The following is a 15284-nucleotide window of genomic DNA, read 5'->3' as shown; positions in this document are numbered from 1 at the left end:
GAGGACAAAGGCAGTGAAGACACGGCATGTTGGGAATAATTGGGTCCCTTTGCTGGGTTTGTCGCTGCTCTTTTTAGTCACCGGGGCCATCAGCATGGTGACTGTGCGCGGAAATGGTGCCTTTGCCGGCGTCTTTGCCGTAGGCACCTGGGTGATTGGTGCTGCCAGCGCGGGGTGGCTGTGGAAGCACCCGTCATGGTGGCTGGCCCCACGCAATCACTACTTGTATCTTGCCGGCGGGACGCTGCTGGGCGTGTTGTTGAGCGCCCTACTGCCGTTCCTGCACGGCTGCGGCCCCTGGGTGGTGCTGGGCGGCGCCCTCGTGACGTACGGCGTGTTTGAACGGTTCCGCTTCTTGATCACAGTGGGCGGCAGTGTGGCACTCGCCGGCCTGCTGGCCATGGCGATCCACGCCGACGTCGTTGGTGGCGCCATGCACCTGGTCTCGGCAGGCATCCTGGCCTTCGCCGCCAACAAACTGTACGTGTTGCGTCACGGCAGTCGCCGGGAATCCCAGGACAGCGACCCCGGCTTCATTGGCTCCTTCGAGGAGTTCGACCCCGAAGAAGCGCTCCGCCCGTAGTCTCCGCCCCTAGTCCCCGGCCCTAGCTCCCGGGCCTTAGGGCTGGAATGCGCCGATGCTCAGCAAGGTGATGCTGGCATTGCTGCACGCCGTCAGGGGGTGCGGGATCGCGAAACTGTCGGTAGCGCTCGGCGGGTAGACCAGGACTGCGTCGGCCGGCACGCGCTGGCAATCTTGATAGTTGTTGGCCTGTGTGTAGCGCAGCACTGCCGCGGCGCTTTTCCCCGGCGCCAGAGTGATGGGTCCGTTGGAAGGTGCCTGCGGGTCCCGCGCCGCCGGTGCTCCGATGGGCGTCGTGGTGCCGGCCTTGACCATGGACACGCCGGGGTAGCCGTCCAAGAGGCAATCGGCGTCCGAGGTGTTTGCCACTATCAGCTTCATATAATTGCTCCCCGCTGCGCCACCGCCGCCAGCGTCCAAGGAGCCCTGCAACGACGCTGCCGTGCAGAGGGCCGTGGTCGCTGGTATGTTCGCGGGCGTGGTGGGCGTGACACTTGCCGCGGACGACGGCGTCGCTTCAGGAGTGCCGGCAGTCGCGGTTGCGCTGGGGCTGGCACTGGAAGCTGTGGGAGTCGGCGCGGCGTTTTGCGGGGCACACGCCGCCAACGATGCCGCCAAAGCGACGACTGCCGCCAACGCGAGTACCTTGCTGAGGCGGAATCGGTATGCGGGGGCGTGCTGTGCGGATGTCATGACTCCACTTTTACCCCCAAGGGTGCCGGAGTCAACTGGCCCCGCCGGGAACCCTCAACCGCTCGAGGTAGCCGGTTAGCGTCGAAACCCGCCCCCGGGGTATGCGGGTCTCGACGCTAACCGGCTACCTCGGCGAGGATCGCGGCTGCAGTGGGGCCTGAAGCGGGGCTGTTATGCCTTGCGGGTGGTGCGCCAGAACGCTGCACCACCGAGGATCAGCCCGGCCAGCCCCGCGCCAAGGCCCAACCATGCCGGCCAGGTGGTGCCGGCGTCGTTCTTGGCAGCGACGTCAGTTGCAGACGGCGCAGCGTCCTGGCCGCCGTGCGCGTCCTCCGCCACAGCGGCAGTGACTGTCAGTTCGGGCGCCGGGGCCTTCACCGAGTCGTGGTCGGCGCCGGCAGCGGGGATTTCCTTCCAGTCAGTCTGGCCCGCTTCACATTCCTGCAAGGTGGGGAAATGCAGGGTGGTTCCGGCTTTTTCGGGCAGTTGCACGGACAGCGTGAAAGTGTCGCGCTGGTGGTCCGCAAGCGGTGTCTTGGCCGTGTAAGTGATGGATTTGGTGCGCTCACTGATCTTGCTGCCGTTGGCCAACGTTCGCGGGGTTTCCAGCTTCAGCGTGGACGTGGTGATGGTCCAGTTCGGGTTGACCGTGGGGGTGGCGTCGTTGAGCTCATCGGGCAAGGTGATGGTGACGGCCTTGGTGGGTGAGCCGTCGCAGCCGTGGCCCACCGAGAACGTCACCAGCGAGTATGCTCCGGCGGCTGTCTCGGTGGGGGTGGCGCTGACGTGGGCGGACGCGCTGCCCAGCCCCAACATCATCAGGGACGTGGTGGCGCCCAGGGCGAGGGTGGTCTTGAGGGTACGGGAAAAACGCATGAGGGGAAACCTTTCGAACGCGCAACAGCGCAGCATTACAGGGGGATGACACCCTGCGAGATGTTCGGAGGGTGCTAGGAGAAGGTTGCTGCCTATGCGGGCGGGCCGCGCCGCGTGTCGGGGCGCAGATTCCGCCACGGGCGGCGGGGGAGGGGGCGTGGAATGACGCCGGGGCGCGCAGCTTGGGCTGGCAGGGCAAGGACCGCTGCGGGGGACTTGTGGAGCGGTCGGAGCCAGTGCGCGAGGGACCAGAGCGCGTTTTCGCCGTAGGCCAGCAGGGCGGCTGCGGCCACTGTGGCTATGATGTGGGCCGCCCACATCCAGCCCGACACTGCCCCGGCGTGGTTCATGTGGTCCATGCCCGGAGTTGCCACCGCCTGCGCGGAGACCAGCAGGGCGGCGGCGTTCTCCTCGGCGGACATGGTGTGCTGATGCGGGCCCGCCGAGCCGGGGCCCGCCGTGGCGCTGGAGGAGAGTTTTTCAAACACCTGGTGCAATACCACTTGGCTGCTGCCGAGCAGGATCATCATGGCTGGCAGTGCCAGCCGGAAATGGGTGGCAACCGTTGAGCAGAGCACGTGCAGTGCCAGGAGGGCTGCCATGATGGCTGGTGCGGGTAAGGATCCACCAGCCACAAGGTGTGCCCCTGCTGCCAAGCCAAGAACTGTGGCGCCGACGAACACTGTTCGGAGCAACCTGAAGGGGGCGTTGCGCACACTGCTCCCTTCGACTCGGATAACCGTCCTATCCTATCGAGGAACGGCCGTCCCGTGAACCATGAGTTTCCCCAGATGTCCCGAGGTGAGCCACGCCGGGCAGGCGCACGATGAAAGTGGTGTGGCCGGGCGTGCTGGCCACACTTACCGCACCCCCGTGCGAACGAACCAACCCTTGGACAATGCTCAGCCCCAAGCCGGTGCTGCCGGCGGCGGCCGTGCGGGCCTGGTCAGCGCGGGAAAACCTGTCAAAGATTATTTCCTCGAATGCCGGGTCGATCCCTGGGCCGTTGTCGCTGACCGTCAGCACGCAGCTGCCGTCAGCGGCGTGCGACAAGGAGGTGTGCACAGCCGTCCCGGCGGGGGTGTGTTTGGCGGCGTTGGCCAGCAGGTTCAGCAGGACCTGGCGCAGCGCAGCATCGTCACACAAAACATCCACCGGCTCGTCGGGCACCGTGAAAGTCCACTGATGGTCGTCGCTGACCACTTGAATATCACTCACGGCCTCCATGACCAACGGAGTCATATCCACGGGGGCGGCCGGTGTGCCAACCTTCGCTCCGGCCGTGGTGCCCTGCCGGCCCTCATCCAGGCGTGCCAGCGTGAGCAGGTCCTCCACCAGCCGGCTCATGCGCACCGATTGATCCTGCACCCGGCTCAGTGAGGTTTGCCCGTCTGTGCTCAGCTGTTCGGTCATGGATAGCAGCTCGGCGTAACCGCGAATGGCTGTCAGCGGTGTGCGGAGTTCGTGGCTGGCGTCGGCCACGAAACGGCGAAGCTTAGTTTCGCTGTGCTGCCTGGCTTCCAGGGCGCGGGAAACGTTGTCCAGCATGGCGTTGAAGGCGTTCCCCACATTGCCCACCTCGGTGCCTGGGCGCGCTGCACTGTCCGGGACCCGCGCGCTCAAGGCCACCTCACCGGCGTCGAGCCTCAATGTGGCAACGTTGGTGGCGGTTTCTGAGAGCTGCGCCAACGGCCGCATATTGCGCCGTATGATGACCGTGCCGGCCCACCCCAGCACCATGAGCCCGGCCAGCGATACCAGCACGATGGACAACACCAGCGTGGACAGGGTTTGTTTGGTGGCGGCCAGGGGCAGGCCGGTGATGAGGGTGTCGCCGTTCGCCGCATGTGCCTGCAGCCGGTATTCGCCAATGGAGAGCGTCTTGCTGCTGAGTTCACCGTTGGTGGACAGCCCGGCAAGGATGTTGGCGTCGGCGCTTGTCAGTTTTTGCGGTGTGCCGGAGTTGGAGAGGATGCCTGCGTAGCGGACGACGTCGTCACTCAAGACGGCGCTGAGCTGGCCGACGCTGGTGGCACGGGCGTTGAGCGGGTCCGCCAGCGCGCCGGTGGCGGATTGGCTGGAGCCCGTGTAGAAGGCTGTGGTGCGCCCGGCTGCCTGCTGCAGGGAGGAGTCGAGCTGGTAGTTCACCGTGACGCTCAGGGTCGTGTAGCTGACCATGCCCACCAGCGCGCAAATGACCGTCAGCAGGGCCAACATGATGGCCACCAGGCGCGTACTTAGTGGCCAGGTGCCCGGGTGGAGGAGTTGCCTGGCCTTGGTGAGAGTGGCGCTGTTTAAAGGCATGGCTTGATCACGTAGCCGGAGCCTCTCACGGTGTGGATCATGGGTTGCTGATCGGCGTCGACCTTTTTGCGCAGGTAGGAGATGTAGAGCTCAACAATGTTGCTTTGGCCGCCGAAGTCATAGTTCCACACCCGGTCCAGAATGCGTGACTTGCTCAACACGTGGCGGGGGTTCTCCATGAGGTACTTCAACAGCTCAAACTCTGTGGTGGTCAGGGTAATGTCCACGCCTGCGCGTTGCACCACTTTGGTGTCCTTGTTCAGGGTCAGATCTCCCACGCTCAGCAGCGCGAACTGGGGGGCTGTGATCCCTGAACGCTGGACGATCCGGTGCAGGCGCAGGAGGACTTCCTTCATGCTGAACGGCTTGCTGACGTAGTCGTCGCCGCCGGCTTGGAGGCCCGTGATTTTATCCGCCACGGCGTCCTTCGCCGTCAGGAACAGGGCCGGCACCTCGGGGTAAATGTTGCGGATCCGCTGGAGCAGTTCCACCCCGTCCATGCCGGGCATCATGACATCCAGGACTAGTACGTCGGGCATAAACTCGCGGGCAGTCTTGACGGCTTCGAAGCCGTCGTGGGCCACGGCCACTTCCCAGCCGGATACTTCCAGGCCCCGGCGCATCAAATCGGCCAGCTCTGGTTCGTCATCCACCACCAGCGCGCGGATGGGTTCGCCGTCTGCCCGGCTGAGTTTAGGAGTTGCTGATGCTGGAGTTGGAAGAGCCATGTACCTATTCTCTGGCATCCACCCCGACGTTAACTGAGTAGTGCCCGAGTGTTCTCTGTGTCTTCTGGTCCAGTGGCGGCCCGAAATCTCCTCCGCTGCGGCCACTGGGGAAAATGCCACCGTTTGACGGAAATGCCACCGTTTGTACTATGGCATTTCCGTCAAACGGTGGCATTTTTAGCGAAGTCAGCATTTTCAACAAGAACTTACAGGATGCGGAGCGGTCGATCGCCCACGTGGACGCTGATTTCCTGACCCCAGGAGGCAGTCAGGCGGTCATCCTCCATGCCATCACCAAACACCACCAGCTGGTCGGAAGCCACCGTGATGCGCAGGGATTCGCCGGGTTCAAGCACGCCCTCGGTCAGGGAGGTGCCGGTGATGGGGGAGGGCCAGGCCTCGCGAACAAACCATGCGAGCTGGGGTGATGTGGGGGCCGGCAGGGCGCGCCCGCCACGTTCCAGCGCGATGGATGCGCACCAGCCAGTGGCGCCAGTGCCCGTGGACACGATCAGCCCGGAGGAGGAATGGCGCTCGGTCCGGCCGTCCGCCGTCGTGAGTTGATAGCGGGCCGACTGGTGTGAGGCATGCCCAATGAAGACCTCATTGAGCCCGGAGAGTTCCTGGCCGTCGTCGAGCCGGGCCGTCACGGTGGCGAGTTCCTCGCAGCGCAACTGTTCCAAGCCCCCTGTCTGGTTCAGGACCTGCAGCAACCGGGCGGCAGCTGCCGGAGAGTGCCGGACCAGGACGCCCGGATTTACGCCGGGTTCGGGGTCGATCCCCATCACGGGCTGGCCGTTGAGGTACTTGGCCACATTGGCCACGAGCCCGTCTTGGCCCACCACGGCTATGACGTCCTCGGAGGTGAGCATGAACCTGCTGAGGTCTGCACGTTCCACCTCGGCACGGCGCCACTCGGCAGGAATGGCCGCGCGGACAGTGGCTAAGGCGGCCATGAGATGCTCATGGCGCTCCTGGACGTCGTTGATGGTGCGGCCGCGGGTACGCAGGAAGAACTCGGCCTGACCGCGGGTGGCGTGCCGGTCCAGTAGCTCCTGTAACTCGGTGCGCCGGTAGACAATGACAAGGCGGCGGGTGGGCATGACGGGAGCTACCTTTCGTTGCGGGCTGCCACAGTGGCTGGCTGTGGCTGAGCTGCCGGAGCTTCCTTGAACAGCCCGGCCAGTGCACCGCTCAGGAGGTCCGGTGTGATGGTGAGGTTGCCGATGTTGGGCAGTGATCCGGCTGCCTCGCGGAAGGCGAGGGCCAGCAAGGTGGCTTGGTCCATGCCCTGGTAGACCTCCATGGTGGCGGCTTCTGTGGCTGCGGCGGCTGCACCGACGATGCGAACTTGGTTGGCCTCCGCGGTGGCACTGATTCCCTGGCGTTCTGCCGCAGCATGGGCCTGGATGAGTCCGGCGGCGGCGCGCTCCTCGGCTTCGCGGCGTGAGTTGGTGCCTTCCTGGGTGACCAGGTTTTCGCGCCGGGTGGCCAGTTCGATCTGGCTGGCCATTTCATTTTCGGAGATGGTCCGTTCGCGTTCGACGGCGACTGCCCGGCGTTCGTATACTGCCCGGTCGGCTTCGGCCTGGAGCTGTTCCCGGACCGGGGTCTGCAGGGCGCGTTCCACATCGGAGTCCGGGCGGACTGCCAGAACCTGCACGCCGAGAATCTCGATGCCGGTGGACAGGAGCCTGCTGTCCGTGCGGAGGGCTTCGGTGAGGACGTTGCGGAGCTGGCTGACGCCGTGTTCCAGTGCCTGCGCCAATGTGGTTGCGGCGATTTGGTCGATCGCGTGGCTTTGGCAGAGCTGGCCAATGATGGTGGCCACCTGCTCCTTGCCGGCGGCGGGCGGTGAGCCTGCGCCTTGGAGGCCGAAGTCGAGACGGCTGGAGACGGAGACGGGGTCGATGAAGCGGTAGGTCACGTTGGCCTGGACGCTGACGTCCTGGTGGTCGCGGGTGATGGCGTGGAAGAGGGTGGGCAATTCCTGATCGTCAACGGGAACCTCGCTCAGCACGGAATTTGCCGGCCGGAACCAGAATGCCTGGCCCACGCCCTGGTGCTTGACTGAGCCCTTTTGTAGGTGGACCACGTATCCGGTGGGGCTACCCAGGAAGTGGCTGATCCAGGGGTAGCGCTTGATGCTGGCCATGGGGTGCTCCTCAATCTCAAACATTTCACGTCACTTTGACGATAATTAAACTATAGGACCAGAGTTTATTTATTGTCAATATGACGATAAGTATCTACGATAGGTTCATGCCTGATTCCTACCCGGCGCCTGCTCGCTTTCCGGTGACCGTTGACGTCGTCGCACTCACCATCCTCGCCGGCGCCCTGCACGTGCTGCTTATTACGCGCCTCGTTGAGCCTTTCCAGGGCCAACTGGCACTACCGGGCGGGTTTGTGCTGGCTGGCGAGGACCTGGTGACGGCGGCGCGGCGCGAGTTGGTGGAGGAGACTGGCGTCCAGCAGGTCCCTGGGCATATGGAGCAGTTGGGGAGCTACGGGCCGCCGGGGCGCGACCCTCGTGGGGATGTGCTCACGGTGGCGCATCTGCTGCTGGCGCCGAACTTTCCCGTCCTGTCTGCCGGGAGCGACGCCGCGCATGCTGCCTGGTATCCGGTCGGCCAGGTTTTGGACGAAAGTGTGTTGCTCGCCTTCGACCACCGGCAGATTCTCGACGACGCCGTAGAGCGGGCAAAGTCGAAGCTCGAGTACTCGCCGCTGGGGGCGGCGTTTTGCGGTGAGGAATTCACCATCGCCCAGCTCCGCGCCGTGTATGAAGCCGTCTGGGGCACCCGTCTGGATCCCCGGAATTTCCACCGCAAGGCCACCGGTACGCCCGGCTTCCTGGAAGACACGGGACGGGTGTTGACGGGCGACGCCGGGCGCCCCGCATCGCTGTTCCGGCTAGCACCGGCCGCCCTTCCGGCTTCGGGTCGGCCCACGCGTGCCGTCCTCAACCCGCCGCTCATGCGGCCGCACGGCTGAGGCTGGCGCCTATCATGCCCGGTGAGGTCCACTGCGATTTCCTGAGTTTTCGTCTGCTTCGCCGGCGCCATCAAAATTGGGCATCACGCAGGGATTCCTTGAGAATCGCACAGATTATGCATGATTCGACAATCACAGCTTCAGTGCCGCCATTGCCTTGCGCAGTTAAGGGCCACGTCAGTAGTGGTAGCGGGCTTGCAGGATTGTCACGTGGTGATCATCTGCAATGTAAACAAGCCTGTTGGCCTCGTCGATGCGTCGGGACCAGGCGCCAGCCAGAGCATGTTTCAATGGCTCCGGCTTTCCGATTCCATCGAAAGGATCATCTCGGAGGACGTCCTCAATGAGGGTGTTGATGCGCTTGAGGGTTTTCCTGTCCTGAGTTTGCCAGAACAGATAGTCTTCCCACCCTTCGGCTGTCCAGGCGAGAATGCGTCCGCTCAAGGTTCCATAAGCCCGTGCTCGACGATGTTGCCTTCACGGGCCGACTCCAGCGCTGAAAGCAGGCGTTGCGCGTTCTTCGGTGAGCGCAGCAGGTAGCTCGTTTCCACCAGTGAGTCGTACTCATCCTTCGACATCAGGACAGCAGATCCGCGCTTTGACATGATCTCGACTTCAGTGTGATCGAGATTGACGCGCTCGATGAGGCCAAAAAGGTCGCGTCGGGCATCACTTGCTGTTATCGCCATTGCTTCCTCCAAGTTGTACTGAATATGGTACCACTAGGGGTTCTGTCTTGGCGTGGATCGGGCTGGAAGTGAGGCTAAGGAACGGCGAACGCGGCCCACATGGCCTGAAGCCATGACCGTGTTGAAGGGCGGAGTTTGGCTCCTGAAATAGGCCGTTGCCGCACCGGCGAAGAAGGGCGAATCCTAGACAGCGACACCCCTGGCCTTTCCCTAGGCAAAACAAAACCCTCACTTTCCTTACAAACAAAGGGAAACAGGGGTCTTGCTGATTGGCGGTGACGGCGGGATTTGAACCCCTATCGCACCCTCTTGCTGCTACTCGGAAAATCGCGAAAACCGCTGATGTTCCGGTCAGAAACGGTCCATATGGTCACGCTACTTCACGCCCATTGGCACCTTCTCACAAGTATTGGGTCTGACTAAGGTTTCGTTGACAGGTTGGGCTGAAATTTTGGTGACCTGCCATGCCTGGAAAGCACCCAGTCAACGGTCCTGATGGGTGCCCGGTCCGCAGTGGCTCTTACTGAACTGTTCCGGGGCGTGTTCTCGATGTGCCCTGCGTCTCCGCGGCAGGTAGCGGCGGCGCCTATTGGCACAAACAAGTACTCCGTGAAAAAAGCAAGTAGTCGCCACTCGCGTATTCCCTGCGGCGGCTACATAGCCTGATCCTTGTGCACTGGCCGCCGGCTGAGTGCAGCGATGTACTCCTGCATCACCACGAGCCCTGGGGGTTTCCATGAACACGACAAGAACTGCGTCCTTTTCCTCGCGCAGACTGGCCAGCGCTGCCATCATGACTGGTGTTGTCACCAGTATGTTGGTGTTTGCGCCTCCTGCAACGGCCGCTTCCAGCCCATCAGGGGGCATCTGCAACGGAGTCACCAACCAGTTGGCCCACCGCGGAGTGGTCCAGGAAAACTTGCTGAAGGCCGCCGCAAAGAAGAACGCCGCCATCATCACACAATTGCAGGCCCAGCGCGCTCAGCTTCAAAGCAGCGCCGATGGTCTCGCCGCACAGGTTGTGGCCGGGAATCAGGCGATCGCCAACCTTGAAGCGCAGGGAGTGCAGCTGGACACCGAGCTGGCGGCCGCAAATGTTGATCTGGCCGCGCTTCAGGCGGAGCAGGCAACCACCCAACAGGCCATTGCTGCAGCAGAAACAGCCATCACGAACTTGAATTCGGAGAAGGACACGGTGCAGGGCCAGCTCACGCCCCTGAAGTCACAGCTTGAGGCCAGCCAAGCCGCTGTGGAGCAGCTGAACGCCCAAGCCCAGGCGGCCGCCGACCAGGTGGCGGCCAAGACGGCCGAAGTTAGTGCTGCGCAAGGCGAACTCGCAACGCTGCAAGACTCCGCCAGCGGTGCTGCCGCCAAGCTCGCTGCCAAGAACACGCAGATCGTCGACGCCCAGACCGCATTGGTCGAGCTGGATCGAATCGCCGATGCCGCTGATGCCGCCGTCGCAACCGCGACCCAGGCTGTCACGGACGCCGCAGCCGAGCTCAAACGTTTGGAAGGCCTCGGCACCGCAGCCCAGACCGAACTCGACGCCCAGATTGTTAAGGTGAGCGAGGCGACAGCAGCTCTGGTAGCTCTCCAGACTGCCGCCACCAGCGCAACGGAAGTAGTCGCGGTCAAGAACAGCGAGATCACACAGGCACAGGGCGAACTGACAAACCTCCAGGCCGCCGCTACCGCCGCGGCGGAAGCCGTTACTGCTAAGAACACAGAGATTACCCAGGGGCAGGGCGCGCTGGCTGGTTTGAGGACGGCGGCGGATGAGGCAGTTGCCGCCGTTTCCGAGAACACGGCGATGATCACCGCCGCCAACGCGAGCATTGCCACGTTGCAGGGGCAGATCAATGCGGGCAACGTGAGCGTTGCTGCAAAGCAGGCGCAGCTTGCGACGGCGCAGGGTGCCCTGGCCACATTGAAGTCCAACGCGGCCACGCTTTCCGCCGAGATCGCCGCGCTTGAGCACAGGATTGCCACCGAGTTTCCGCCCACCAGCAACAGCAGGAAAAAGCAGGAACTCATTGCCGAGCGTGACCTAAAGCAGGTCTCACTTGATTCCGTCAAAACCCAGATCACAGCCAAGGAAGGCGAAATCGCCGCCTACCAGGGCGACCTGACAGCACTGCAGTCCGCCGTCGCCGCGCTGAACTCCCAGCTGCAGGTCGAACAGCAGAACAGCAGCGCACTGCAGCAGCAGGCCGCTCCGCTGCAGGCCGCCTTGGACGCGGCGAACGCTGCGGTCACCGTCAATCAGGGAGACATCGCAACGCTGCAGGGGCAGCTCCCGGTCCTTCAGGCTGCCGTAACCGTCGCAAACGCGTCCGCGACCGACAAGGCACGGGAGCTGAGCAACCTGCAGGGTCAGCTGCCGGCACTCCAGGAAGCTGAGGATGCCGCCAAGGCCGCTGTTGTCGTGCAGGAACAAACGGTTGCCGCACTTGAGGCCACGCTGCCGTCATTGACCGAGGGCCTGGCAGCAGCCCACGCCGCAATTGATGCCCAAAAGTCCGTGCTGGGGAGTCTGCAGGGCCAGTTGGTCGACGCCCAGAACGCTGCGGTGGCGGCCGAGGGGGCCGTGGCCGCCAAGCGTGCCGAACTTGACACACTCAATGGCGAATTGCCGGCGCTTCAGGAAGCGGTGGACAATGCAAACGCGTCCGTGGCCATCAAGCAGGGCGACATTGCCGCCCTGAATATCGCAGTGAATCAACTGCTCGCAATTCTTTCGGGGATCAATGCGCAGATCACCGCGAAGGAGGCCGATGTTTTGGCGCTGCAGGGACAGGTCGCGCCGTTGCTGGTACAGCTGAATTCCCTCAGCGGTGAGATCACCGCTGCAGACGCCGCGCTGGCGGCGCTGCAGGGGCAGCTCACGTCGCTGGACGGGCAGATTACCACCGCGCAGGCAGTTCTTCGTGACCTGGAGGCCCAGAAGAAATCCAACAGGGACTCGGTCAAGTCTCAAAAGGACTTGGTCAAGGGCCTGCAGGACCAGCTGGGATCGGTGCAGAGGCAGATCGGGGCCATTGACAGCCTGATCGCACTCGGTGGCTGTGCGGCTTGATCGGGGCAAAGTAAAGGCCCCCGCTTTCCTTATAAACAAAGTGAAGCAGGGGCCTTGCGCATTGGGGGTGACGGTGGGATTTGAAGTCTCATATTATCCCGTTGAATGCGCCACTTCGCTTGAATCTAGGGGAATTATCATCACGCTAAACCATGGAAATCAGGGTGCGTCCATGGACGATTTCCCCCTTCACACCCTCGCGGAAGTCGCGTCGATGGTTCACTGTTCAGAGGATACAGTCCGGCGTCGGGCTAACAGTAGGTTGTGGCCGCATCTCAGGGATGGTGGGCGATACCTTTTCAGTCCCTCTCAGATCAGCGAGATACGCGCTTCAATGATCTCTGGGCCTGTCGAACCTTGGAGCCGTGAGCGGCGGAATCGGGTTGCTCAAATGTTGAAGAAAATTCGGATTTAGTGCTAGATCAAGGGAAGCAACAGAATGACTGAAAAGCTCGCCTACACGGTCCAGGATGCTGCCGCAACGTACGGAGTGAGCGCGGACGTCATCCGGGCCCACATCAGGGCCGGTAAGCTCGTGGCACGATACCCAACATCCCGGCCCATTATCGGGGCTGATGAGCTCAAGAACTGGTTTGAATCGCTTCTCTCTGGAGCGCCTTAACACCTTCTCCGGCAAAGCGAAGATGCCCCCACCGTTTGGTTGAGGCATCTTCATTTTTCGGGGGAATCGAAAGGACCTCTAGCCATGGGCGTCGCGCAGCTTGAGAACCGGTACCGGGAACAGGTCAACCCGCCTGCCGGCTAGCGTCTCTCGATGACAGAATGGGATATTGAACAATTGCCCCTTGACCCTGAGTACTCCGGGGAATAGATGGGGCGATCGCAACGAGGCGACACATGGTTGATTACTTCTCACTGGACCAATCAGGGCGGACTCATGTTTTACGCGGATCATGCCACGGCTGAGGGCAGGTCCGACGACGAGCCGCTCACAGCAGATCAGGCCCTCGAAATGGCTGGTCTTTCCCATCTCGATCAAGGGTGTCCTGGAGCTGGCCAACGGAGTCGCCACAGCCTGGCGCCCCAGTAGTACGACGACGGCGGGGCGCCCGGAATTTCTCTGGACGCCCCGCCGTCGTACTTCAGTCAGCCGTGGCTGGCAGGTGCAGCGCTAACCCGCCACACCGGCCAGCAGGAATATGACCGCGGCGATGGCGAAGCCCATGACGCCGATCAGGGTTTCCATGACGGTCCAGGTCTTCAGGGTGGTCTTGACGTCCATGCCGAAGAAGCGGCCCACCAGCCAGAAGCCGGAGTCGTTGACGTGGGAGACCACCACGGATCCGGCTGCCACGGCGATAACCAGGGCGGCAACCTGCATGCCAGCCAGGCCGGCGGTGGCCACGGCTGGGGCTATGAGGCCGGCGGTGGTGGTCAGGGCCACGGTGGCGGAACCCTGGGCGATACGCAGGATGGCGGAAATCAGGAAGCCTGCCAGGATCAGTGGAATGCCCAGGTTACCCAGGACATCGGCCAGTGCCGCGCCGATGCCAGAGGCGCGGAGCACTCCGCCGAACATGCCGCCGGCACCGGTGATCAGGATGACCGAACAGACCGGGCCCAGCGAGGATTCGAGCAGTTTCTCTATGGCGCCGGCGTCCTTGCCGCGGCGGGTGCCCAGGACATAAACGGCCACCAGGACGGCGATCAGCAGGGCGACCGGGGTTTCACCGATGGTGCGCAGGACCTGGAACCACTGCTCGTTTTTGACCTCTTCGGACAGCACGCCGGAGGACGCAAGGGTGTTCAGGCCGGTGTTGATGAAGATCAGGACAAGGGGCAGGAGTAGCAGGCCGATAATGGTGCGGAAGCGTGGCGGGTGGGCCTCGGCTTCGGCGCTGGCTTGGCCCAGGATGGCCGGGACCGGGAGGACCAGCTTCTTGCCGACCCACAGGCCGAACAGGTAAGAGGTGACGTACCAGGTAGGTATGGCGGTGAGGAGGCCGGCGATCAGGACCAGGCCGATGTTGGCATCAAAGAAGGCAGCGGCGGAGACCGGGCCCGGGTGCGGTGGCAGGAAGATGTGCATCACGGAGAAGGCGCCGGCGGCGGGGAGGCCGTAGCGCAGCACTCCCCCGCCCAAGCGGTGGGCCACGGCGAACACGACGGGCAGCATAACCACCAGGCCGGCGTCGAAGAAGATGGGAAACCCGAAGATCAGGGAGGCGAGGCCCAGGGCGAACGGGGCCCGCTTTTCGCCGAACACGCCGATCAGGTAGTCGGCCAGCACCTTGGCGCCGCCGCTGGTCTCAACGATGCGGCCGAGCATGGCGCCCAGGCCCACGAGGAGCGCCACGGTGCCCAGGGTTGTGCCGAACCCGTTGATCAGCACAGGAACCACCTGGTTGGCGGGGATTCCGGTGGCGAATGCGGTGGCGAGGCTGATTACGATCAGGGCGACGAGTGCGTGCATCCGCAGCTTGATGATCAGGAACAGCAGCACGACGATCGATGCCGCGGCGATGAGCAGCAGAGGTCCTGCGCCCAGCGTTTGGGTCCATCCTTCGATGACCATGGTTCTCCTTTGAACAGAACTACTTGGGGATTGGGGAAAAATTGGGCCGGCTCGGTGGCCGAGCTCGGCAGTCGCTGAGCTCCGCCTAGACGGGAAGCGTGAGGCCAGCCAGCACGGCGGTGACGATCTTCTCCGGGGACCTGGAGATATCCAGGCGCAGGCTGCCGGCGGCAAGTTCGTTGCCGGTCAGCGGTTCCAGGGTGGCAAGCTGGCTGGGCAGGAGCGTAGGCGGCATAAAGTGGCCTTCGCGGCCCTGCATGCGCTGGCCAATCAGGTCGGCGCCGCCGTCGAGGTGGATGAACAGGACCCGGCCCTTGGCTTCGGAGAGCAGCTGACGGTAGCTCAGCTTGAGCGCGGAGCAGGTGAGCACGGTGCTCTTCCCGGCAGCGGCACGGGCGGTCATCCAGCCCTGGATTTCCCGCAGCCAGGGCCAGCGGTCCTCGTCCTGCAGGGGAATGCCCCGGGTCATCTTGTCGATGTTGGACTGCGGGTGGAACTCGTCCGCTTCGGCACAGGCCCAACCAAGCTGCTGGGAAAGAGCTGCCGCGATGGTGGACTTGCCGGAACCGGCAACGCCCATCACCACCAGGTGTGTGGCTGGATAGTGCATATTTTAACTCCGAAGAAGACGCTGTTGGCCAAATGAAGAGATTTCGTTGCGCATCTCACAATGAAGTGCGCTGGAAGATAAGGTATCACCATTTCAGGTGATAGGTACTATCTTTTAGTGTCACAAGTCATACCTTTGCAAATTTGTCGGTACGATTGAAGGGCGCACAAGCGCAGAGGAAAGCAGGAA

Annotated in this window: 15 protein-coding genes; 4 read left to right on the top strand and 11 right to left on the bottom strand. The window is 63.2% G+C overall.

All coding sequences use genetic code 11. The annotated features are described in order from the left end of the window. Positions 1-13 precede the first annotated feature (13 nt). A complete protein-coding gene (locus ACX80E_RS00405; protein WP_459299426.1) occupies positions 14-583 on the top strand; it encodes a hypothetical protein in 570 nt (189 codons plus the stop codon). Positions 584-619: 36 nt separating this feature from the next. On the opposite strand, the gene ACX80E_RS00400 is transcribed toward ACX80E_RS00405, so the two are convergent. From ACX80E_RS00400 to ACX80E_RS00370, 7 genes are all read right to left on the bottom strand, one after another. Further along, entirely contained in the window at positions 620-1276 is a 657-nt protein-coding gene (locus ACX80E_RS00400; protein ID WP_459299424.1) for a DUF4232 domain-containing protein, read from the bottom strand. A gap of 171 nt (positions 1277-1447) precedes the next feature. Beyond that, entirely contained in the window at positions 1448-2152 is a 705-nt protein-coding gene (locus ACX80E_RS00395) for a YcnI family copper-binding membrane protein (RefSeq protein WP_459299422.1), read from the bottom strand. Between the two features lie 92 nt (positions 2153-2244). Next, a complete protein-coding gene (locus ACX80E_RS00390; protein ID WP_459299420.1) occupies positions 2245-2868 on the bottom strand; it encodes a hypothetical protein in 624 nt (207 codons plus the stop codon). Positions 2869-2896: 28 nt separating this feature from the next. Beyond that, positions 2897-4456 carry a sensor histidine kinase gene (locus ACX80E_RS00385; protein WP_459299418.1) on the bottom strand — a complete coding sequence of 520 codons (1560 nt, stop codon included), beginning with the start codon at positions 4454-4456 and terminating at the stop codon, positions 2897-2899. Beyond that, complete coding sequence (locus ACX80E_RS00380; protein WP_459299416.1) at positions 4447-5184, bottom strand: response regulator transcription factor; 738 nt, start codon at positions 5182-5184, stop codon at positions 4447-4449. Before ACX80E_RS00380 ends, ACX80E_RS00385 begins: the two co-directional genes overlap by 10 nt. 206 nt (positions 5185-5390) lie before the next feature. After that, positions 5391-6287 carry a diacylglycerol kinase catalytic domain-containing protein gene (locus tag ACX80E_RS00375; RefSeq protein ID WP_459299414.1) on the bottom strand — a complete coding sequence of 299 codons (897 nt, stop codon included), beginning with the start codon at positions 6285-6287 and terminating at the stop codon, positions 5391-5393. A gap of 8 nt (positions 6288-6295) precedes the next feature. Beyond that, complete coding sequence (locus ACX80E_RS00370) at positions 6296-7339, bottom strand: SPFH domain-containing protein (RefSeq protein ID WP_459299710.1); 1044 nt, start codon at positions 7337-7339, stop codon at positions 6296-6298. 80 nt (positions 7340-7419) lie between these two features. Between ACX80E_RS00370 and ACX80E_RS00365 the strand changes: the two genes are divergently transcribed. Continuing rightward, positions 7420-8181 carry an NUDIX hydrolase gene (locus ACX80E_RS00365; RefSeq protein ID WP_459299412.1) on the top strand — a complete coding sequence of 254 codons (762 nt, stop codon included), beginning with the start codon at positions 7420-7422 and terminating at the stop codon, positions 8179-8181. A 177-nt stretch (positions 8182-8358) separates the two neighbouring features. On the opposite strand, the gene ACX80E_RS00360 is transcribed toward ACX80E_RS00365, so the two are convergent. Continuing rightward, complete coding sequence (locus tag ACX80E_RS00360; RefSeq protein ID WP_459299410.1) at positions 8359-8625, bottom strand: Txe/YoeB family addiction module toxin; 267 nt, start codon at positions 8623-8625, stop codon at positions 8359-8361. Continuing rightward, entirely contained in the window at positions 8622-8870 is a 249-nt protein-coding gene (locus tag ACX80E_RS00355) for a type II toxin-antitoxin system Phd/YefM family antitoxin (protein WP_459299408.1), read from the bottom strand. The genes ACX80E_RS00360 and ACX80E_RS00355 overlap by 4 nt, the downstream gene beginning before the upstream one ends. A 736-nt stretch (positions 8871-9606) precedes the next feature. On the opposite strand from ACX80E_RS00355, the gene ACX80E_RS00350 reads away from it, so the two are divergent. Both ACX80E_RS00350 and ACX80E_RS00345 read left to right on the top strand, forming a co-directional pair. Beyond that, the gene (locus ACX80E_RS00350; protein WP_459299406.1) at positions 9607-11949 is read left to right on the top strand and encodes a coiled-coil domain-containing protein; all 2343 of its coding nucleotides are present in this window, start codon (positions 9607-9609) and stop codon (positions 11947-11949) included. A 439-nt stretch (positions 11950-12388) separates the two neighbouring features. Continuing rightward, positions 12389-12571 (top strand): hypothetical protein, encoded by a 183-nt coding sequence (locus tag ACX80E_RS00345; RefSeq protein ID WP_459299404.1) that lies wholly within the window; start codon positions 12389-12391, stop codon positions 12569-12571. Between the two features lie 510 nt (positions 12572-13081). On the opposite strand, the gene ACX80E_RS00340 is transcribed toward ACX80E_RS00345, so the two are convergent. Together ACX80E_RS00340 and ACX80E_RS00335 are read right to left on the bottom strand one after the other, a co-directional pair. Continuing rightward, a complete protein-coding gene (locus ACX80E_RS00340; RefSeq protein WP_459299402.1) occupies positions 13082-14485 on the bottom strand; it encodes a GntP family permease in 1404 nt (467 codons plus the stop codon). Positions 14486-14570: 85 nt separating this feature from the next. Continuing rightward, positions 14571-15095: a gluconokinase gene (locus tag ACX80E_RS00335; protein WP_459299400.1), complete on the bottom strand. Its 525-nt coding sequence runs from the start codon at positions 15093-15095 to the stop codon at positions 14571-14573. Between the last annotated feature and the right edge of the window lie 189 nt (positions 15096-15284).

The organism is Arthrobacter sp. TMN-49 (genome assembly GCF_054511095.1).
Note: the sequence above shows the minus strand (reverse complement) of the source record. Positions and strands in the feature narration are given on the sequence as shown.